This window comes from Mesorhizobium sp. NFR06 (assembly GCF_900115245.1).
GTDB lineage: Bacteria > Pseudomonadota > Alphaproteobacteria > Rhizobiales > Rhizobiaceae > Mesorhizobium.
This window is the reverse complement of record NZ_FOVT01000001.1, coordinates 843,211-862,899: the sequence shown is the minus strand read 5'-3', so window position 1 is coordinate 862,899 and position 19,689 is coordinate 843,211. Positions and strand designations below refer to the sequence as shown.

The 19,689-nt window shown below is 59.6% G+C and carries 14 protein-coding genes; 2 read left to right on the top strand and 12 right to left on the bottom strand.

The window, feature by feature from the left end; translation table 11 throughout:
- Positions 1–6: 6 nt before the first annotated feature.
- Positions 7–729 (bottom strand): sugar phosphate nucleotidyltransferase, encoded by a 723-nt coding sequence (locus F3H96_RS03980; RefSeq protein WP_149790607.1) that lies wholly within the window; start codon positions 727–729, stop codon positions 7–9.
- 444 nt (positions 730–1,173) lie between these two features.
- Between F3H96_RS03980 and F3H96_RS03975 the strand changes: the two genes are divergently transcribed.
- Positions 1,174–1,830 (top strand): response regulator transcription factor, encoded by a 657-nt coding sequence (locus F3H96_RS03975; protein WP_149790606.1) that lies wholly within the window; start codon positions 1,174–1,176, stop codon positions 1,828–1,830.
- A gap of 204 nt (positions 1,831–2,034) precedes the next feature.
- On the opposite strand, the gene F3H96_RS03970 is transcribed toward F3H96_RS03975, so the two are convergent.
- Positions 2,035–3,750 (bottom strand): PAS domain S-box protein, encoded by a 1,716-nt coding sequence (locus F3H96_RS03970; RefSeq protein WP_244619886.1) that lies wholly within the window; start codon positions 3,748–3,750, stop codon positions 2,035–2,037.
- A gap of 177 nt (positions 3,751–3,927) precedes the next feature.
- On the opposite strand from F3H96_RS03970, the gene F3H96_RS03965 reads away from it, so the two are divergent.
- Entirely contained in the window at positions 3,928–4,623 is a 696-nt protein-coding gene (locus F3H96_RS03965) for a helix-turn-helix transcriptional regulator (RefSeq protein WP_149790604.1), read from the top strand.
- 693 nt (positions 4,624–5,316) lie between these two features.
- On the opposite strand, the gene F3H96_RS03960 is transcribed toward F3H96_RS03965, so the two are convergent.
- The 10 genes from F3H96_RS03960 to F3H96_RS03910 all read right to left on the bottom strand — a co-directional run bounded on the left by F3H96_RS03960 (position 5,317) and on the right by F3H96_RS03910 (position 19,631).
- On the bottom strand, positions 5,317–6,678 hold the full coding sequence (locus F3H96_RS03960) for an adenylate/guanylate cyclase domain-containing protein (protein WP_149790603.1): 1,362 nt from the start codon (positions 6,676–6,678) through the stop codon (positions 5,317–5,319).
- Between the two features lie 311 nt (positions 6,679–6,989).
- Complete coding sequence (locus F3H96_RS03950; RefSeq protein WP_149790602.1) at positions 6,990–8,045, bottom strand: glycosyltransferase family 2 protein; 1,056 nt, start codon at positions 8,043–8,045, stop codon at positions 6,990–6,992.
- Entirely contained in the window at positions 8,026–9,384 is a 1,359-nt protein-coding gene (locus F3H96_RS03945; protein WP_149790601.1) for a lipopolysaccharide biosynthesis protein, read from the bottom strand. The genes F3H96_RS03950 and F3H96_RS03945 overlap by 20 nt, the downstream gene beginning before the upstream one ends.
- A 307-nt stretch (positions 9,385–9,691) precedes the next feature.
- Entirely contained in the window at positions 9,692–10,423 is a 732-nt protein-coding gene (locus F3H96_RS03940; protein WP_149790600.1) for an AAA family ATPase, read from the bottom strand.
- Positions 10,424–10,458: 35 nt separating this feature from the next.
- A complete protein-coding gene (locus tag F3H96_RS03935) occupies positions 10,459–12,660 on the bottom strand; it encodes an exopolysaccharide transport family protein (protein ID WP_149790599.1) in 2,202 nt (733 codons plus the stop codon).
- Between the two features lie 2 nt (positions 12,661–12,662).
- Positions 12,663–14,651 (bottom strand): asparagine synthase (glutamine-hydrolyzing), encoded by a 1,989-nt coding sequence (gene asnB, locus F3H96_RS03930; protein ID WP_149790598.1) that lies wholly within the window; start codon positions 14,649–14,651, stop codon positions 12,663–12,665.
- Positions 14,651–15,913: an O-antigen ligase family protein gene (locus tag F3H96_RS03925; protein ID WP_149790597.1), complete on the bottom strand. Its 1,263-nt coding sequence runs from the start codon at positions 15,911–15,913 to the stop codon at positions 14,651–14,653. Before F3H96_RS03925 ends, asnB begins: the two co-directional genes overlap by 1 nt.
- Positions 15,910–17,118, bottom strand: a complete 1,209-nt coding sequence (locus tag F3H96_RS03920) for a glycosyltransferase family 4 protein (protein WP_149790596.1) — start codon at positions 17,116–17,118, stop codon at positions 15,910–15,912. Before F3H96_RS03920 ends, F3H96_RS03925 begins: the two co-directional genes overlap by 4 nt.
- A gap of 569 nt (positions 17,119–17,687) precedes the next feature.
- On the bottom strand, positions 17,688–17,918 hold the full coding sequence (locus F3H96_RS03915; protein ID WP_149790595.1) for a hypothetical protein: 231 nt from the start codon (positions 17,916–17,918) through the stop codon (positions 17,688–17,690).
- A gap of 270 nt (positions 17,919–18,188) precedes the next feature.
- Positions 18,189–19,631: a calcium-binding protein gene (locus tag F3H96_RS03910; protein WP_149790594.1), complete on the bottom strand. Its 1,443-nt coding sequence runs from the start codon at positions 19,629–19,631 to the stop codon at positions 18,189–18,191.
- Between the last annotated feature and the right edge of the window lie 58 nt (positions 19,632–19,689).

Sequence of the window (19,689 nt, the reverse complement as noted above, 5' to 3'; positions counted from 1 at the left end):
GGCGCCTTAAGCTGCAGCCGCGGCAACCTCGATGGAAGCCGATTGCTCCTCCCAGGAAATCGCCTGCGCCTTCTGAAAGTCTTCGACCCGGCCAATGTCGAGCCAAAGGCCTTGGTGCTTGTAGACGTGCACGACCTGCCCATCCTGGAGCATTTGCAGCATGAGATCGTCGAATCCGAAGGGAATGCCCGATGGAATGAACCGCAGCACGGCTGGATCCATGCAATAAATCCCCATGCTGACCAAATGCGTCAGCGAAGGCTTTTCGCGAAACACCTGGACAGTGTCATTGACCTCGTCGATGACGCCGAAGTCCATCTTGGTGACACGCGCCGACGTGGCGATTGTAACCAGATCCTTGTGAGCCCGATGCGCCGCCACGAAGCGGCTGAGGCTGAGGTCGGTAAGCACGTCGCCGTTGAGGACAAGAAAGGGTTCGTCGAGTTCATCCCTGATCAGGGAGAGCGGGCCGATGGTCCCGAGCGGTTCCATCTCTTGCGTGTAGCGGATCTTGAGGTTCCACTGCGAACCATCCCCGCACACGCTGCGGATCAGGTGACCCAGGTAGCCGGTTGTCACATAGACGTTTTCAATGCCGTTGCGCCGCAGCCATTTCAGCAACAGCTCAAGCACCGGGCGCGCACCGATAGGCATCAGAGGCTTTGGCAGAACCGAGGTGAACGGGCGAAGCCGCATGCCCATTCCACCACATTGGATAACCGCTTTCATATGACACTCCCTGCGCACATGGCCGACACAAGCCAACAATCGAACTCGGCGACCGGAACCTCACTCGTGCGGCCGCGGTGGGGATCCAGCCACCTGACCTACCGGACGTGCTCCGAATAGGGCGAGAAATTACGCTCGGGCGGTGGGCGTGTCGTCGTGCGTTCGAATGGCGCTCTGCCGGGTCATGGCGAAAATGGCAGGCGACGTTGGTGCGCTGCACCAGAGGGCGGATGGCGCCAATGGCCAGGGACCAAGGTCCGACTTTGCGTCGTGGTAAACGCGGAGTAGCTTTTTTTGTTCGAATAGGTAACATTGAGGCTCGATACTCTGTTGGGTTCCGGTTGGCGGCGGGCTCCGCATTCGTCACAGAATTAGTCCTTAGGCAAAAAAAGTTCTGGACGCTTACTGTTGTCCCCGAGCCGGAAGTGCGTGCGTTGGGGTAAAATGTTCAAGATTGTCATCGCCGATGATCACGGGCTCTACCGGCGTGGCTTGCGGTTGGCGCTGACTGCCGGCATCGAAGGCGTCGAGATATTCGAGGCCACTTGCTTCGATGCCGTGGTTGGCCTCCTTGCAGAACACGAATGCGTCAGCCTCGCGATGCTTGACCTGAACATGCCGGGGCTGTTCACGCAAGAAGTGCTTGGCGATGTCCTGGCTGCCTATCCGGCCACGCGGTTCGCGATTATTTCCGGAAACGATTCACGCTCCGAAATACTGACCGCACTCAATGTGGGGCTGCACGGCTATATCGTGAAATCGCAAAGCGATGACGAGGTCGTGCTGGCGGTCAAGGAAATCCTGTCGGGCCGCATATACGTCCCGGCGCTTCTGTCCCGGCAGTTGGGAACCCACGCGCCGGCGCTGGAGATCCGTCACGGGGGCAGCGCCGGCGCCGGCGCTCTCGAAAGGCTCACATCCCGGCAAAAGGATGTTTTGAGGCTGATGGCGGAGGGATACTCGAACAAGGAAATAGCCCGAGACCTCGATATTGCCGAGGCTACGACAAAGATTCATGCGGCGGCAATCATGCGGGAATTGGGGGTCCGAAACCGCACGGAGGCGGCAGTTCTGATAAAGACCTGGTTCGGGACGGTGTGAGCCAGGGCATTTCACCGTTTCACGGAAACGGCGACACGCTCTATCCTTTGTTTTGGCGCAATTCCCGACGGAAAACGGTGTCACAGTTTTCCTGGAATTGCTCTAACGCGTTGCGCTGAAACGGGTTCGGGCGACGCGCTCTTAAGTCTTTGTTTGCTGCATGCCGTCGTCCCGGAACCGCGCACCCTTCTGGGCGACATGCATTTAGGCTTGGACTTCCTTGGACGACAGGCGGAGGGAATATCGCAATCCATCCTCCCGCATTTCCAATTGCGAGGAATGACCCACAAGAGGCGTTCCGTCGATCCCAAGGACCATCGATCCAAAACCCTGGCGCTTGATCGGAACTGCGCGCTGGCGCCCTGTCTCGGTCCAGTCAAAGACAATCTCATCGCCTGGGGCGAAAGCCCAACGCGCCTCAATCTTGCCCTGCGTGTCGCCGAGCACGCCATGCTTGATCGAATTGGTGGTGAGTTCATGGACTATCATCGCAAAACTCTCCGCCGCCCCGCCCGAAATCCTGATGTCAGGACCTGCGATCATTGTCTTGCCGGCTTCCGAGAAGGGCTTGAGTTCTTGAGCGACGAGATCCCGAATGGTCGATGATCCATCCACGCTGTTCGTGAGCAGCATATGTGTCGCCTCGAGCGCGCGAATTCGCTCGACAAGCGTTTCCTTGAATTTGACGAGATCGCCGTCCGGCGCATCGATCATCTTCACTATCGCGGTGAGGACGGGGAACAGATTGCTGAACCTGTGGCGCTGTTCAAGCATCATTTTTTCTTGTCTGCGTACCGCCGCCCGCAACAGTGTGGTTTGGCGTCGCTCGGTCAAATCCGCGGCAATGCCAATTCGCCGATAACGGCCATCGTGCTTTTCCTCGCGTCCTCGCAAGGCAACCCAACGGATCTGGCCGTCTGGTCGCTTGAGACGAACCTCCACGTCGTAATTGGCCCCTGGATGATCATTTCCGGGAGGCGATGCGAGCGTGGCCCAGTCTGCGGGGTGGACGATCGACGACAGATCGGAAAGGGGGCGGGATGCAGCTGGCGACAACCCGAGAATGTCCCAGAACTGCTTTGAGCCCGAGACGACATCTTGGCCGTATTCTATCCGCCAGGTACCCAATCGGCCGGCCGACAATGCGAGGTCGAGCCACTCGTTCTGAGCTATGAGCGCTTCACGCGCGGCTCTTCGCTCGGTTATGTCATCGACCACCACGAACAGGCTGTCCAACGGCGCCGCCTCCGGCGCGGAGAGAGACAGCGTCAGCCAAACCCAAAGCGTGCTGCCGTCCCTTCTGATCAGACGTATTTCCGAGCCGAACGACGGCGTCTCGGCGTTCAATCCTGCCAGCGATTTTATGAGTTGGGCACGATCATCCTGATGGACGAGCTCCTCCATCCGCCGCCCGACAAGATCATCCTCGAGGTAACCGAGCAAGGTGCAGAGTCGCTTGTTCAGTCGCAGCAATTCGCCATTGTCGTCGGCGGCGGCAAAGCCCATTGCGGCGCGTTCAAATGCCCGGCGGTAACGCGTCTCGGCAGCTTCGACCGCAGCCAGCTTGACGTCTAACGCGGCACGCAAATCTTTCCTCGACCGATCGAAAAGAAAGGCGATCATCCCGCCGGAAAGCAAAAGCAGGGTGGCGCGTACAAACTCTTCGACGGGAGCCTGGCCGCCCATGAATATCCGGGCAGCCAGGCCAGCGAGCGCCATCACAAGCGTTGCCGCGAGCGCAAGCCAGCGGTTCTCCAGGAAGGCGATGACAACTATCGCTGGAACAAATTCAAGGAATGCCGGATCAGCGCCGCCCGTTAGGGCAACCCTTGCCTCAAAGACCAGCGTAGCGATCAGAATGGCCGCCGAGGCTAGCTGAGTTCGCGACAGGATCCATACCTCCTCGGCAACCTCATCCAACCTAATTACAACTTTTGGTCTAGGCCGTCGAGATTAGATCGTCGAACGTGCAGCTAATACGCCTGCCCACTTTCAGCCCCCGAAAAAGCAAGGCCTTATAGAGGCGGCACCCAATCTTCTGGCTATCCACGATCGATCGCAGATACCAGATATCGAGAACATGAGGACGGATGACCGATGGATCTCATCAATGGGCGAAACGACACGAGAATGATCGCGCCACCTGGCGCGATAAACACGCGCTCGGGCAGAACGACGACAGCCTTCACGAGGGGCGCTGATCGCAAAGCCGTCGGGCAAACCATAGCGGCAAAATGCGCGCGGCCGTGCCTTGATTCGATAACCGGCATGCTCGAGCGCATAGGTTGCGGTTGGCTCGTGCTGAACGAGTCGAAGAGGTTGCTCGAATGGAATGCAGCCGCCGAAACCATTCTCGCCGCCTGCGACGACTCTCCGTATCCGCCTCACGATCTATCGGCGGCGCTGAGGAGCTTGATAGCGGGCGTGCCCAATCATTTTTTGCCCGGATCGTTGTCCTGGATCGTAATCCGAAACGCCGGCGACCGGCCGATCATCATGAATGAAGAGGGCGTTGTCACTCCCGACCGGTCGATCATCCTCGCACTTCTTGATCGCCAATCGAGAACCGGGCCGAACCCGGAGACCCTGCAGAAGATGTTTGGATTGACCGGAGCCGAGACGCACCTGGCGTTGCGTTTGGCGAGTGGCGATGCCCCCCTGGAAATCGCCGAGCGCAGCCGGCTCAGCCGCACCACGATCCGTACCCAGCTTGCCTCGTTGTTTGCCAAGACAGAGACGAGGCGCCAGGCGGAACTGGTCGCTCTTTTGGGGCGCATCTCGGTGCTGCCGTAGAACCGGGACCTTCCGATCAACTGGCGAGCTTCGACTTTTCGGAGCGCGCCGCCCGCTCCACGCCATCGCGGCGCGCCGCACGGTCTTGTTCGCCCGACAGTGGCGCCTAATCTAGCAACCGAGATTGCAGGCGAGCGACAGGCCGGAATGGCCGTAGCTGAGGAAGGCGGCTTCCAGCGCTAAAGCGATCGAACGACACACATGTCTGGGTCCAACGATAAAATTTCGCGGTTGTCGGGGCCATTTACTATTCCGCTGGACTTCGTTGCGCACGCAAGCATTGCTGCGGATAACGACACGGCGGCTCTCCCCGCCACGACAAGTCTCTCCAGCCCGCCAGGCGCCGGATTGGCCGCCGCCCTGTTCTGCAAGTGCCCTGCAATCGAAGTCGACGGTCAGCACTTTCTGACCAATCGTGATGAGGCGGACGAGCTTTTTGCAGCGGCGATCGCTTACCGTCTGCAGTCTCGGAGCTCCAGGCAGCCTTGACCTCAGCCGCGCGACGCATCGCGTTTTGGATTTCGGCTGCGCTCTAGGCGCGCCCTCAGTCCCGGTAACGGCGGTCCTGCGTTGTGGGGTAGTTTGATGCGCGCGCGATTTAGCCGGAATTGTTCGGTCTCGTTGCGTTGGCCAAAAACCTGCTCGACGTCGGTCGGTCGTGGCAACCACTGGCGCGCGGGGTCTTTTTGGCTGTCAAGGATCGGGGATAGGCTGATCGCGCTCGCCCACGGCTTTGCGGGCGAGCAGATAGTACAGTTCCATCTCACCCTTCCCCTTGACATGAACTCGGGCGCGTCTCTCAAATACGTACTCGTCAGCCAGAATCTGCATAACTGTCTCGGTCACCTGAATCCGGCCGGCGCTACCAAGTGACTCCATCCGAGATGCGGTATTCACGGTATCTCCCCACACATCGTAAAATAGCTTCTGTGTCCCGATCACTCCTGCGACTGCTGGTCCTACGTGGATTCCTATCCGTATGGCTATTTCCTCTCCTATCTCTTCCGACAGGTCGCGGGTCGCGTCCAGCATGTCGAGTGCCAACTCGGCTACCCGTCGAGCGTACCCTTGATGGCGGTCAGGCATGCCACCCGCCACCATGTAGGCGTCTCCAACCGTTTTGATCTTCTCCAAGCAATGGATCGCTGCCAAGCGGTCAAATCTGGTAAAGACTCGATTGAGGAACCGCACAACCTCTACCGCGGGTAAATTGCTGGCGCGAGGCGTAAAATTAACTACGTCTGCAAAAAGAATAGCCACCTCGTCGAAGTGATCAGCGATAGTTTCTTTTGGTTTTTCTTTCAATCTTGCAGCAATCGATGCAGGCATGAGATTAAGCAATAGGTGTTCTGACCGCTCGTATTCACGCTCAAGCGCCGCTTCAGCGCGGTCACCTACATATAGAGCATAGTATATCGACCAAAAAACCAATATAGATGAGCCAAATAAACAATACTGTAGATTTAATTTGGCAAAATCTCCTGGAACAGGCTCGAACGATGAGCTTGGAAACCTGAATTCCACTATATAGAATCCGAAAATCGCCCACAACAGAAGTGATATTGCGATCAACATTCGCCTGGATCCGAGAGAAATCGATACCGCGGGGGCCGCTAATAAGAAATAATGACTGCCAAGTGAAGAGCCGGCGATGTATCCTTGAACAACAAAACCAATCCAAGATACGCCAACAAAATATGTTGTCGCCACAACTTCACCAAACCGATTTGAAAGCGGAGTAAGCGCCCACATGAACAGGATAAATGATGCCCATAAAATCAAGGCGTGATGTTTAGCGAATCCAAGGCGTAACAAAGACTGACATATCACGAATATTGTACTTAATACCACAAGCGTGACGAATACATTTAGGGCCCTAAGGTGGCGACTGGATACTGGATCTTTGCCGGTAGTTCCGAACGCGATCATATTTTGTAATAGACCGGCAAGTCTGACGAAACTCGTTCGGAGCAGTTTCGATAGTTGAAGCGTCGCAATAAGTATGACGTTCGGGCGTGCCATACGAGTTCCCGCCTGACCATAAAGTCCGAGCATAGTGGCATGCGCCTGAGCAAGCTACTCAAGAACACCATCACCACTGCGTGGCGAAGCCAACCGAAGTGGGTCATCTCGCGCTCGTTGAAGTCAGTCGGCCCTAGACTAATTGGACTCGTTGAGGCCGACGAGGCTTGCAGGAAAGAGCGAAACGGTTTTCCGTCACGAATTGCATCAACACAATGAGATCGAGTGGTTCGCCGTTTCCGTGAAACAGTGAACCACCAACGGCTCGCGCTGGCTGCCGGGCATTGTGCCGTCGTGCGAACGCCACACAAATCGCAGTGCCACCGGCCTTAGAAGAGCAACGGTCAGCGTTTGCGGGTCCGCACTGCGCCAAGTTTCGGGCGAATCCTCAACAGGTATTCCAGGAGGTACTGGTTCGCGATCTTCATGACTGACGGCCGGAAGATCTGAACCGCGTCTCGCATTGTCGTTCGCCACGACTGATGTCGGAACCTGGAAGGGATACGAGCGACCTGCAGCGCACGCAAAAGGCTCTCCGGACTCGGAAGACCTTTTCTATCCTCGATAAGATCCCAGTTAAGCTGTTTGACGGCGAGGGTGACCTCGTCCACGTCCTCGTAGCTCTTCGTCGTCGTTATGCTGGGATGATGCGTGGCATCGTAAAAGATCAGACCTTCGTTGATGGCAACCATCTCGCCGTGGCGGGCTAGATCAACAAAGAACAATTGATCGACGCCGGCCGGAATGGATTTATGGGCGCGCATCTGGCACCCGGCATGAATGACGGCGGCGTTGATCAACAGCGTCGAAGGTATGATGCCAAGGCTCCTGGTCACTCGCACGAGATACAGGTCCGTCAGGCACTGTTGGCTCGAATAGAGCGAAACCCGGTTATGCTCGGGCGGATCCGAGCGTGTTACCACCCGGTCTTCCTCCACGACATGCGCTGCGCAGGTCATGAACGCCGCCGACGGATATTTCATCGAGATTTCGGCGAACCTCTTCAGGGCACCGGAGGTCAGCCAATCGTCGTCGTGCAGCAACTTGATCCACTTGCCCTTGCAGGCAAGCATGGCGTTGTTGGTATTTTCCACCTGCCCTCTGCCCCGGTGGTTTTCGACAATTCGGATGCGTGGGTCGCTTCGCGCGTATTCCTCCAGGATGGGCCAGCTCGCACCCGCTCGGCCCTCGTCGTCGCTGACAACAAGTTCCCAGTTGGAAAAGTCCTGGCCGACGATGCTGTCGATGGTGCGCCGGATGGTATCCGGTCGGCGATATGTCGGGACGGCAACGGAGATGAAAGGTCGCATCGTCGAACCCTCGGCAGAATGAGTGTCACCTTCCTCGGGTGCCACGAACCCTCTTCCAGGGCGCGCGTCGCTACTCAATTGGAGCTTCATGGTGCTCTTTCCTCGCGATGGCATAAGGGCTTGGCAGCGGTATCTGCACCGCATTGGTGTCCCGCTTCAAAAGATACAGTGAGGCTGCCGTTTTGATGGCGAATCCGACCGTCCCGCCAGCCGCCATGAGATAAATGACGTCGATAGGCTCCCAACCCGCTTTGGCGCCGGCGAGCAGCGGACCGAAGACAAGCACCATCCGCGCGGCGTCGACGACCAGCCGCACCTCCTGCCGCCGCAGCAGGGCGGGAACCTCGCCGAGCGGTGTCGACAATGCTTGCACGGCGCCCATGAACGCCAAGGCCGTCATGATTTGGGCCGTCGGGATCCAGGCCTCTCCCAGAAGCGGGACGACCAGATACGGAGCTGCCAGCCCAAGCGCCAATATTGGCAGCGCGGTAAGGCCGGCGGCAAGGATCACGAGGCCGCGCGCGATGCCGAGCAAATGGGCACGATTGCTGTTCTTGTTCGCCTCGGCGACGAACACGTTGCTTAGCGGAGTGGCAATGAGCACGATGGGCCCTGTGACCAGCCGCGTCGCGACGCCGAGGTAGCCGGCGAAAGCCGCGCCGAACAACGAACCGACGAGGATCGCCGGAAGATTGTTGATGGCATAGCTGCCGAGCGTCGCGGGGATATCGAACAATGGGAACTTGTATTCCCTGACGGCCTTGTCAAAGGCGCTTCTCCATGGCGCTCGGTAAATGCCGCGCACGTCATCCCACGTCAGAATCCGAAAGCCCAGAAAAGCGAGAAAGATGAACTGGCTGATGACGTGCGCATGCACCATGGCTTCGCCACCGAGGCGGGCGAGGCCAAAAACCAACTGCAGCAACGCCATGGTGGCCGGCAGGATCAGACGGCCAAGGGCGAAATCGCGCAGCAGGCCCGCACGCAAGGCCCAACAATTCATGGCTTCAACGAGAGCCGCGCCGCTCATCCCAATCGGAACGAGCCAGACCAGAGCTCTGAGGTGTACGGGCGCAAAGCTCAACAGCACCTGCCCGGCAGCAAAGGTCAGGGCGCCGGTCGTCAATACGGCCAATAGAATGAGCTTGACGGTGACATAGGTCTGTTCGGTATCCTTGACGCCGTAGAGCGAGGGCTCGAAACGCAGCGCCGCGACCGCACCGAGTATGTTTACCGTTGAGAGATAGATCGTGAAGACGCCGAAATCCGCAGGAGAATAGAGGCGGGCCAATATCGGGATGGTGGCGACCAGAGTGAGTTGCCCCGCAATCGCCATTGCTGAAACGCCGCCCGCCGCGCGGACGATTTTGCCGATTGGGCTTGCTGTAATCCGCCCCTCCCTGGATCTCAGAAAGTCGCTGTAGGACATTGGCTCGCGATTCCGAGAAGCGGCTGACGATTGGAATGGGAACGTATGGCGGCTGCAGCACCTCGCCATCATTCACCTGAATGATATTGCGCTTGCAAATGCCGGTTCGGTTCCATGATGCGAAAATGGAGCGAGGGTCGGCAGACGTCTCAGGGCTCTGTTTGGCGACCAGCAAGCCTATCGGCGCATCAGCCCCACGTTTGCCCGAGACGGACGAACAGGTCGAATGGCCGCACGGCGGCTGGACTATGGCCCCGCTCAGGGTTTGGGACGGCTACGCGACCGCCGGCGCTCACCGCCCGCCTTATCAAGAATGAATGTATTTGGCGATGATCGCCCGCTCAACGTCTTGAGTGCTCATCATCGTCGAGCGCTGGCTTGAAGTCCTGGCACAAATAACGTCCCGCCCCGAGATGGCGAGTATGTCGCTTATGGTTTTGAAGACACTGAGGGAACGCATATTGACGTCGAAATCGGCCTCGAAGAGCCGCTCCGCCGGAGGCTCGCTTTCCATGCGCCGGCGAAGACGGGCTGCAACCGCGGCCCGCGGCGCCGTAACTCTAATCGTCAGATCCGCGGCCGGTACATTGCTCAGCATCGTTCCGAGAACGGCTTTGTCCGCATTCCCATTGAGCAACGCCAGAGACCCAACCGCCTGAACATAACCCTCGTCGAAAATCAGAATATCCTGGTCCAGCCTAGCTCGATCCCAAGCGTGCGAAAGCTTCAGTATGTGCTGCCAAATTCGGGCACGCCAGATTGGTTTTTTCGGGGGCATTGCCCTGAGCATCAACAGAGACTTCGATAGATTTGACCTGCCGTTTGGCGGGAAGAAAATCACTTTAGCCGTAGAAACCGTTGCCGAGACGATCCTCGTCATGAACAGGAAGACGCCCAGATCGAGTGCTCCGGACCTTACCGCTGGCCGGTAACTGCGGATAACATCGGCACGGTATCCGTCCTCGCGCAAACGGCTGACCAGCGCGTGGGCGAGGGTTGTTTTGCCTGAACCGGGCGGTCCGAAGAGCTCGACGATCAAGGTTCAATACTCAACATGGCGGCTCGCGGCAGGCTTCATGGGATCCGCGCAAGGAGCAGATCCGCGCCGTCGCCGAACCTGTATTTGGCATATCGTTTGAGGTTGACTCGCGTAAGCACGCTCGCTGTCGGAACCGAAATCGCGCCGTCCCTTTGGAGCAGGTCCAAGACCCCGCGAGCGATATCGCGCGGCGTGCTATCCCAGCGAATGGCGAGAAGGATCGCATCCGCCCAGCTCGTCAGGAACCTTGCTTCCGGCCCGGCAAGTCCGGACGGCCCGTTTATGATGATCAGGCTGTATTCGGCCTGCAGCTCATGCTTGCATTCGAGACTGTCCGCGCGCGCAAGAAGTCCGAGCAAGTCGTCGGTCGGTGCAACGGTCATCAGGTCGATGCCGATGCCAGGCACACCGGCGACCGCATCGTCCAAGGTACAGCGGTTGCTGATAAACTCGCCAAACGAACGGCGCGCCCTTGGCCCGCTGCATTGATGCAGGTAATCCTGCGTGAGTTGGTGATGCGTGCGATCGAGATCGATCAGAAGAATTGGGCCGCCGAGCCGGGTGGCAGCGAATGCCAAGCCCCATGCAAGTTCATCCGCGCCATCATCACGCAGGCTGGATGTGATAAGGATGGTGTGCGGGGAACGCGTCCTGGCCTGATTTGGCGACGCCGCGACCAAAAGCGACGTCAGGGCACGACTGTAAGCGGATTTGGGCTGGCCCAGAACCAGGTCCCGCAGATGCTTGATGTGCAGCTTGCCGGGATCGGGAATGAGGCCCATGCAGGGAACCCTAAGCGCTGCCCCGGCCTCAGCCTCAGCACGCAGCGTGCGATTGAATCGATTGCGGATCAACACGAAGATCGCGCCAAGGACTGAGAAGGCAATCATTCCCGGCGGAACCAGGAAAATCGGCGGCAAGGTCTGCGGTTTGGCCGGCGGCCATGCCGGGGAAAGGATCGAGACCCCTGCCGAGGGGGAATCAATGCGCCGCATCAGATCCTGCTGTCGGCCCAGCAGCTCGTTGTATCTTTGGGTGAGCAGGCTGACCTGGGGCTCGAGCGCGCGCAACCCGGAAAGCCGACTGGCGGTGTCGGCGACAACCGCATCGAGAACATTCTTGCGATCTTCCAGCGCGCCGAGCTGGGCCCGATAAGTGTTGACCTCCGCCTCGACGCGAGCGAGACCCTGCTGGATCGCGCTCTCGATCGCGAGGCCGAGGTCCTTGTCCGCAGGCGCCTTTGCCTGGCGAGCCGCAAGGTCAGCCAGCTCCGGTGCGCCCATGGCTTCGGCCAGCGAGGCGACCGCGGCACCCTGTTTGCGAAGGTCCTGAATATGTTGAAGGCGCGCTTCCATCGCTGCGAGATCAGCCTTGGACATCGATATTTGCTGGCTAAGGTCGGACTGTTCCCTGGCCGCGCTATCCGCCGAGCCTTGATCGACGGCCCCATGGCTTAGCCGGTACGTCTCCAGTCGATTGGTCGCGGCAACGAGATCGCTTTGCACGGCCGGCAGACTGGTGGTCACGGCGGTGAGTTCCAGCCTGTCTTCGGCCCGCCTCCTTTTTGCCAGCTCATCGATATAGACTTGCGAGAAGGTGTTAGCCACCATGGCGGCGCGCACCGGATCTTCATCCGCAAAAGCGACCGAAATAACCCTCGATCGCAGTTCCTGCCCAATTCTTATTCTATTCCTCAGCAACCTGAGGTCGGGATCGGCCGTCTCGGCGCTTTGCGGCCAAAGTCGCTCGATGATCCCGGCGGCAGACCTCGTCGATGCAGGAGCCGAGCCAGGCGTGGATGTTTCGGCTTTAGACGCGCCTTGCGCTGGCGTGGCACGCTCCATGTCGTGCAGCGCCGTCGCGACACGGCGCAGATGGCCCTGTGACGAAAGCATGGTGATGTGGTCATCAATGCTGGAATCGATAAGGTCCTGGGCGGAAGACCCGCCTGGAGCAAGCGAACTGCGTGCCGGAGGGTCGATTATCAGCTGGCTGGTGGCCTCGTACATCACGGGACGGGCAACACCCACAACTGCCGCGAGGATCCCACCCAGAACAGCAAAGGCAAGGATCAACCACCTTCTTCTTGCAAGGATTGCCATCAGATCGTGCGTGGCGGTCGGCGGTTCGGCGTATTCGCGCCGCGGCCGAATGCGTTCCCTGGGTTCGATAACCGTCGGGACGGCCTGAGAGCCGGCTCGCGGAAGTTTGATGCGGCTGACGGCGGAACCTGCCATTTTCACACTCCTGCCATGTCGAACTCACGCGACGGGGTCGCGCGCGGCGCTTGCCTTGCCTCGTTGCGCCAGGCCTGAAACATCAACGCTGACCACAATTCGCGCGAGCGGTCCTGCCCTCGCATGTGATCGCGCCAGCAGCCGTCCACCTTGGCGCTATCCAGCACGTCGGCGTCGTCGCGCCGGATGTCGGTGAGAAGATCGGCCGCCCAACTGCGCAACGGACCCCTCAGCCATGCGGCGATTGGAACGTCGAAGCCCTGCTTCGGCCGGTCGATCAATTTTTCCGGAAGATACCGACGCAACAGGCTTCGAAGTATCCACTTGCCTCTGCCGTCGCGCACCTTTGCGTCGGACGGAAGGCGCCAGGCGAATTCGACGACCCGATGGTCAAGCAGGGGACATCGTCCTTCAAGCCCGTTGGCCATGGTCGAGCGGTCCAGCTTCACCAGTATGTCGCCGGGCAAATAGCCGGCCATGTCGTCATAGAGAACTCGTGACAGCAGTCCGTCGAGTTTCGGTGCGCTGCCGATTGACGCGGGCAGGCTTTGACGCGTGAGGCTCGCGGTGGGGGACGTCACCAGCCGCTGGAATAATTCGTCTTCATGCCTCGCGCCGAGCAAGCCGGAGAAGCGATTGAGCCGGTCGCTGCGCAGCATGTGATGCACATTTGCCCCGAGAGGGAGCCTGTGCAGGAGATCCTCGCGCGCTATGCGAGCCAGCAGGCCTATACCCGCGGCTGCCGTTCGCCGCAGCGCCAGGGGAAGGCTTTGTTGACGCTTCAGCCGGTTCGCCATGAAGTGGCGGCCATAGCCGGCGAAGCACTCATCGCCGCCGTCGCCCGTCAGAGCGACCGTGACATGCTGGCGCGCAAGCCGCGCCACCAGCAGAGTAGGTATCTGGGATTCGTCGGCGAACGGCTCGTCCCATATGCCCGGCAACTCGGGGATGACGTCGCGCGCGGCGTGGGGCGAAAGGCGAAGCTCGGTGTGATCGGTGCCGAGATGTCGCGCCACTTCGGCCGCATAGCGGCTCTCGTCAAAGCCGCCCTCCGCGAACGCGATTGTGAAAGTGCGTACCGGACTTCTGGATTGAGCCTGCATCAGCGCCACGACGGTGGAACTGTCGACCCCACCGGACAGAAAACTGCCCAAAGGCACATCGGCGATCATACGTTCGCGAACCGCCAGGCGAAGCAGATCGTCGAGCCTATTGATGAGATCGTCGTCGCTGCCAACGACCGGTCCCTCGCGGCCTCTCGCGGCAACTTCGGCCAGCGACCACCAGTGGACGACACGCTGGGAAAGCGCGGCCGCACTGCCTGCCTGCGCGAGATCCGTGGCCGCAATCGAGAGCAGGGAACCGGGGGGCAGCTTGAACACGTCCTGCCAGATACATCTGTCATCCGGCACCCAGCCCTTCGAGAGCATCGCCCCGGCGGCATCGAGATCGAGCTCGGGAGAGAAGAACGGAAAGCACCGGATTGCCTTCAGTTCCGAAGCAAAAAACAGGGCGTGTCCGGCAAATGCCACGTAAAGCGGCTTTTTGCCCATTCGATCCCGGGCAAGATGAAGGGTCCTGGTCTCCAGATCCCACAACGCAAACGCGAACATGCCCGCAAAACGCTTGACGGCGGCCTCAAGACCCCAACTCTCGATGGCAGCCAGCATCACTTCCGTGTCGCCGGTGCCGTGAAACTGTCGCCCCGCCCCTTCGAGTTCGCGCCGCAGGTCGCGAAAATTATAGATCTCGCCGTTGAAGGTGATCACGTACCGGCCGCTCGCGGAACGCATGGGCTGACGCCCTGCGCTAGACAGGTCGACGATGGCCAGCCGCCGGTGGCCCAGGGCAATCCCGGCGTCACGATCGACCCAGAGGCCTTCGCCGTCAGGCCCGCGGTGTCGAAGCGACGCCGTCATGCGCCCTATGGCCTCGAGCGACTTCGGATCCGTCGCGTTGGGCGCGAGAAGAATTCCGGCAATCCCACACATCACGCAACCCTCATGGACGGCAGCCGCTGATGCAGCCTGTGGGGCGTTCCCGCAACAAGGCAGAATGTCAGCGCGAACCAGACGATTGGATGGCGGATGATCAGATGCGGCATGCTGAAGACGACCACCGAAGCGAGAAGCACCAGCAGGGCATCGAATCGGCTGCGCCAAACCGACATGGCGGCCGATCCGACGAGCCAAACCAAGGCAAGGGCCGCTACCAGCCCGCCCTGAAGGTAGAGATCAAGCATGGTGTTGTGAGCTTCGAACGGGCGCTCGAGAAACTGCCTGTCTGCGATCGGCGGGCGTTCAAGGTGCGGACCGGGACCAAGGCCGAGCGAGCCGGATTGCAATCCCTTCTCAATCGCCTCGTTCCACAAAAAGACCCTGAGTTCGAAAGTCTCGGCCGTCGCCTCGCCGCCTCCGTCCTTTGTCAGGCTCTTGGCAAATTTCGCCACGCTGCTCTCCTCGGTAATCGCGTACGGCGCCGCCGCGGCCGCGAGCGGGACTGCGCCGATCATCAGCAAAAGCGCGATTTGCCGGGCAAGGCCCGCCCTGTTGTCGCCGGAAAGGAACCACGCCCTCAATCGTAGCCCCAGAAAAACGAGACCGCTCAGAATGGTCGTGTAGAGGTATGTATCGCTTTTGGTCAGCCGTCCGACATAAACGATCGGGATAAGGGTGGAGAACGCGAGGAACTGAGCCCACCGGCTGTTGGTGGTGACTGCAAGGTGCACCGCCAATGGACCAAAGACCGCACAATAAAGTGCGAGTTGGTTCGGGTTTTCGGACCAGCCGCGCAACCGGTCCCAGTACCATGGATCGATTCCCGGCTGATGGATCCAACCCCAGGCAAGGCCGATCTGTATCGCAAGGGCGCCGAAGGCGATCGCGATCACCCACCAGGCGCTGCGCCGCAGACTAAGCTCGGCATTGGGCTCCAACGTTGCAAGGCAGGTGACGCCCGCGAGAAGCCCGTAGGCCATCGTGTCGTGCGACAGCCCGGTGACATAGAGCACGGTCGTAAAATACCCGACAACGGTGCCCACCGCCAAAGTCAGCGACAAAAGCAGCCAGAAACTCGCCAGTTGAAAAAAGGCCGGTGTCACCTCGATCCGGCCGCCCGCCAATATCCGGCTGACCGACAGCATGATCCAAAGCACGAGGAAAATCTCGCCGTACCCGAACGACAGGCCCGGCACGGATATCTGCGAGGCGAAGGACAAGGCTACGCCTGCGGCAAGCAACGCCTCCCTGATCATCGGCGCACCTCGTCGAAACGACGCTTGGCGACAAGGCCCGCGGTTGCGTGTGCAAGGCCGCCTCTGGCCTGAGCCACCAGGACGCTCCGGTAAAGGTCGCAATACTGGTCAACGACCGCCGGGAGGGCAAAACGCTCTCTTACAAGCGCGGCGGTACGGCCACCCATGGTCCTGGCGAGCCGGCGATCCGAAAGCAGCTCGATGATGCGATCCGCCAGTGCGTCGGGGTCTCGCGGCGCAACCAGGTAGCCGTTCCACCCATCCTGGACGACGTCGGTGCAGCCTGGCATCCGTGAGGTTACGATGGGCAGACCCGCGAGTCCGGCCTCCAGCAATACGCGCGGAATTCCCTCGCGATATTCGGTCGGAAAGGCGAATACGTCAGCCATGCCCAGAAGCGCGGGAACGTCCTGGCGTTTGCCCAAAACGACTACATTGGCGGCAAATCGTCGAAGTTCCGATTCGTCGACGGCGAACGGTCCCTCGGAATCCCAAGGCCCGATGAGCACAAAGCGCGCATTCGGCCTTCTGGCGAGGACTTTTGGCACGGCCTTGAGGAGCGTCGGAACGCCTTTTTGACGAGTCAGCCGGCCGACAAACATCACGACTTCAGCCGATTGAAGCCCGAATTCCTGGCGCATCCTCGTGGGTGTCGGCCCAAGGTGCGTTGCGGCCGCGAATGTGGCGACGTCGATGCCGGAACCGGCGATGAGGCGATTGTCGCTATATCCGAGCAGCCGATATCTCTCGAAGAAGGTCTGATCGTCACGGTTTTGGAAGACCGTCGCGGCGGTCCAAAAGGACGCCAGCAACTGCAAGCCGCAGAAGATCGGCCGAAGCGCCAGAGCGCGCGGCGCAAGCGACGAAAAGGTCCAGCCCAATCCGTTGATCGTGCGGACAACGGGCACATGTCCTCGTGCCGCGAGTGGGGTCAACAGGTTCGGCTTGGTATCGAAACTCTGCACAATGTCCGGACGCAACTCCGCTATCAATTTGCGAAGCGTCCTGACCGCGCCTGCTTGTCCGCTGCCGCTGCTGAAGCGGTCGAACCCATAGCGCCTGTGTGCGATCCCATGTCTCAGGAATGAGGCGCCGTCGCAAGTCGAAACGGCAGTGACCTGAAAGCCCCTGTCGCGCACCTCCATGAGAAATGGCATTCTTAGCGCGTGATCCTCGCCGCCGACGCAGACCAGGTGCGGCTTCATTTTGCCACTCCCAGAATCCTGCGGTCCACCAGCTGCCCAAAAGGGCCCGAACTTGGATAGTCTCTCATGGCCCGCTGTCTTTGCGAGGATGCGTTCAATCGGCCTTCAAAGCTACGGGCGGGCCCTTAGGTTGTCCTCGTCTGTTCGAATGACACAAATCCGCTCGGTTCGGCGCAGCGATCAGCGCACTTGCGATACCGGAAACCGATGCAGGTTTTGGCGGCGACTCCGAGATCGTTATGCACGTCGCGCCGAGACGGATTCAGGCGCCGCGCCTTAGAGGCTTTGTTCGGTGCTTGTCGTCCTCCCAAGACCGCGACACGCTTTCGGGCGACATGCAGTGACGCTGTACGGCGGAGGTTTCCTCGCTATGGAGCGGGCGATTGGAGCCGCAGGATGGCTCTTCAGATGAGCATCATCTGTCGCTTCGGATGCAAAGGCATTTCACCCTTTCACGGGAACGGCGAAACGCTCTATCTCTTTGTTTTGACGCAATTCCTGATGGAAAACCGTGTCACACTTTTCCTGGACTTGCTCTAGGCCCACACGATATCGGCAGGCGTTGCAGGCTATGACGGCTCGCCGCGCAAACCAAACTGAGGCCGCTCAATGACCGTATATTCGTAGGCCCGGTGTCGCCTGTCTTCTTCAAAGACCCGTATCCACCGGACCTCGGAATTTCGCAGCGTAATATCCCGATTTGTTGCGAGCTTCGCAGCCCTGAACGGCGTTGGCGCAACAACCTTATGAGAGACGATCACCTTTCCGGCGAAGATCTCCTCGACCTCGTAGTTCGGCATGCCACCCTCCCGCACCCTTATCCCGCGACAAGTCCCCTTCAACCTCGATCGAGACGAAATGTTCCACAAACCCGGAGAAGCGGCAAGGACTGCTGCTGCAGGCGTGCAAGAGGCGATCAGATTTTGAAGGGTGGACTTGATGTCCAGGGAAAGCGGCGGTTGCTGGAACGTACCGGCGTGGACGGCTTGTTTCGCGGGACGGCACGAGGCGGTCTCCACGGCCGGACCGGTAGGAGCATGGGGGTCGCTCCTACCGGCAAGGCGCCTTACTCAGACTACAAGAAAGGAGTGTTCGCCCAGGTGCAGATGCGGGGTTAGGCTTGCAAATTGGATCTGCGCGTGGCCGCCAATTCCGTCGCTGTCGAAAGACAGCGCCCCTGTGGTGCTGTTGTAAATAATGTGGTCGTTGGCGTCATGCGCGCCCTGACCGACGTGGAAATTGCCGGATGCAAGGGCGCCCTTCTGAAGCCCGGTGAATAGGCCGTGGTCTAGATAGATCTTGTCTTGAGAAACCCTGAAGTCGGCGACCCTGTCGATGTTGTTCCCGCCAAGGGCCGTGTTGAACACGAAGGCATCGTGGCCACCATAGCCCTTCAACAGGTCCGACCCGCCGCCGCCGTTTATCTTGTTGTTGCCGTTGTTGCCGATGATCGTCTGGCCGAACTCGTTGCCTGTCAGATCGATGGCGGTTTTGCCGCCTGTCCTGGAGGTGGAGAGCTGCTCGATATGCGAGCCGGCAGACAGGGCATAGCTGACCGAAGCCATCACCTTGTCGAAGCCGCCAGTGGCAGCTTCCATCACTTTGTCGTGCGCATTGCTGATGTGATAGGTGTTGTTGCCCTTGCCTCCATGGATGACATGATCGACGTGCGAAGGGTCCGTGGTTGGCGGCGGCGTCTCAGACGTTGGCGGTGTCGGCTCGGCGGTTGGCGGTGTCGGCTCAGTGGTCGCCGGCGGCGTCGACGCAGTCGAGATGGCATTGTGCTGCCGGAAAAATGCCTGCAGTTCCGGTGAGTTCTCGAGCGCGGTGTCGCCGTTTTGCGAGCCCCAGGCATAGGCATAGTCGAACGCCGGCGACGGCACGAGCTTGGCCCAGTGATCCATCATCGTCTGCATTTGCGACGTGGTGGGCATGACGTGCTTTCCGCCGGTATCGGTCTCCCAGCCGCCGCCCCCGAAGGTTTGGTAAACCGGTATGATCTTGTCGATCGGGATACCCGACTTGACCGCGGCAGCCACGGCCCTGTCGATCATGTCGTAGTCGACGCTGGTTATGCCGGTGCGCACCGGATAGGGGTCCAGACCGTAATAGTCGATGCCCGTGTTTGCGGGATTATAGGTGTTGGTGAAATCCGGATTGGTCGAAGACCCCATGTTCATCATGGTGACGAAGGTCTTTGCGCCGGGGAAATGCGAGTGAATCCAGTCCGATTCTGCCTTCAGATTTTCTGCGCTGGCATAGGTCCCCCACTTCCCGGTCGGATCCGGCTCGTCCATCAGGTAGAATCCGAAAACTTTCGAATTGTTGAGGAAAGGGGTGACCTGGTCGATGAACGATTGGGTAACGCCGTCATGGGCGCCGAGGTAAACCAACGCCTTCATTCCATCAGGAAGCGCATTCACCTGGGAAAGATATTGGACGTCGACCAGATTGAATCCGGCCGTCGCAACTTCGGTGGCTGAACCGCCCGACGCATAGTGCAGAGTTGCCATGCTTGTTCCTTCTTGTGATTCGGCAACGCCCCCTGCACCGCTTGCCTAATCGAAAGCT

Bases quoted from the DNA above. Each gene is read 5' to 3' on its own strand.
- F3H96_RS03980 (WP_149790607.1), bottom strand. From the start codon at position 729: ATGAAAGCGGTTATCCAATGTGGTGGAATGGGCATGCGGCTTCGCCCG.
- F3H96_RS03975 (WP_149790606.1), top strand. From the start codon at position 1,174: ATGTTCAAGATTGTCATCGCCGATGATCACGGGCTCTACCGGCGTGGC.
- F3H96_RS03965 (WP_149790604.1), top strand. From the start codon at position 3,928: ATGGATCTCATCAATGGGCGAAACGACACGAGAATGATCGCGCCACCT.
- F3H96_RS03960 (WP_149790603.1), bottom strand. From the start codon at position 6,678: ATGCTCGGACTTTATGGTCAGGCGGGAACTCGTATGGCACGCCCGAAC.
- F3H96_RS03950 (WP_149790602.1), bottom strand. From the start codon at position 8,045: ATGAAGCTCCAATTGAGTAGCGACGCGCGCCCTGGAAGAGGGTTCGTG.
- F3H96_RS03945 (WP_149790601.1), bottom strand. From the start codon at position 9,384: ATGTCCTACAGCGACTTTCTGAGATCCAGGGAGGGGCGGATTACAGCA.
- F3H96_RS03935 (WP_149790599.1), bottom strand. From the start codon at position 12,660: ATGGCAGGTTCCGCCGTCAGCCGCATCAAACTTCCGCGAGCCGGCTCT.
- asnB (WP_149790598.1), bottom strand. From the start codon at position 14,651: ATGTGTGGGATTGCCGGAATTCTTCTCGCGCCCAACGCGACGGATCCG.
- F3H96_RS03925 (WP_149790597.1), bottom strand. From the start codon at position 15,913: ATGATCAGGGAGGCGTTGCTTGCCGCAGGCGTAGCCTTGTCCTTCGCC.
- F3H96_RS03920 (WP_149790596.1), bottom strand. From the start codon at position 17,118: ATGAAGCCGCACCTGGTCTGCGTCGGCGGCGAGGATCACGCGCTAAGA.
- F3H96_RS03915 (WP_149790595.1), bottom strand. From the start codon at position 17,918: ATGCCGAACTACGAGGTCGAGGAGATCTTCGCCGGAAAGGTGATCGTC.
- F3H96_RS03910 (WP_149790594.1), bottom strand. From the start codon at position 19,631: ATGGCAACTCTGCACTATGCGTCGGGCGGTTCAGCCACCGAAGTTGCG.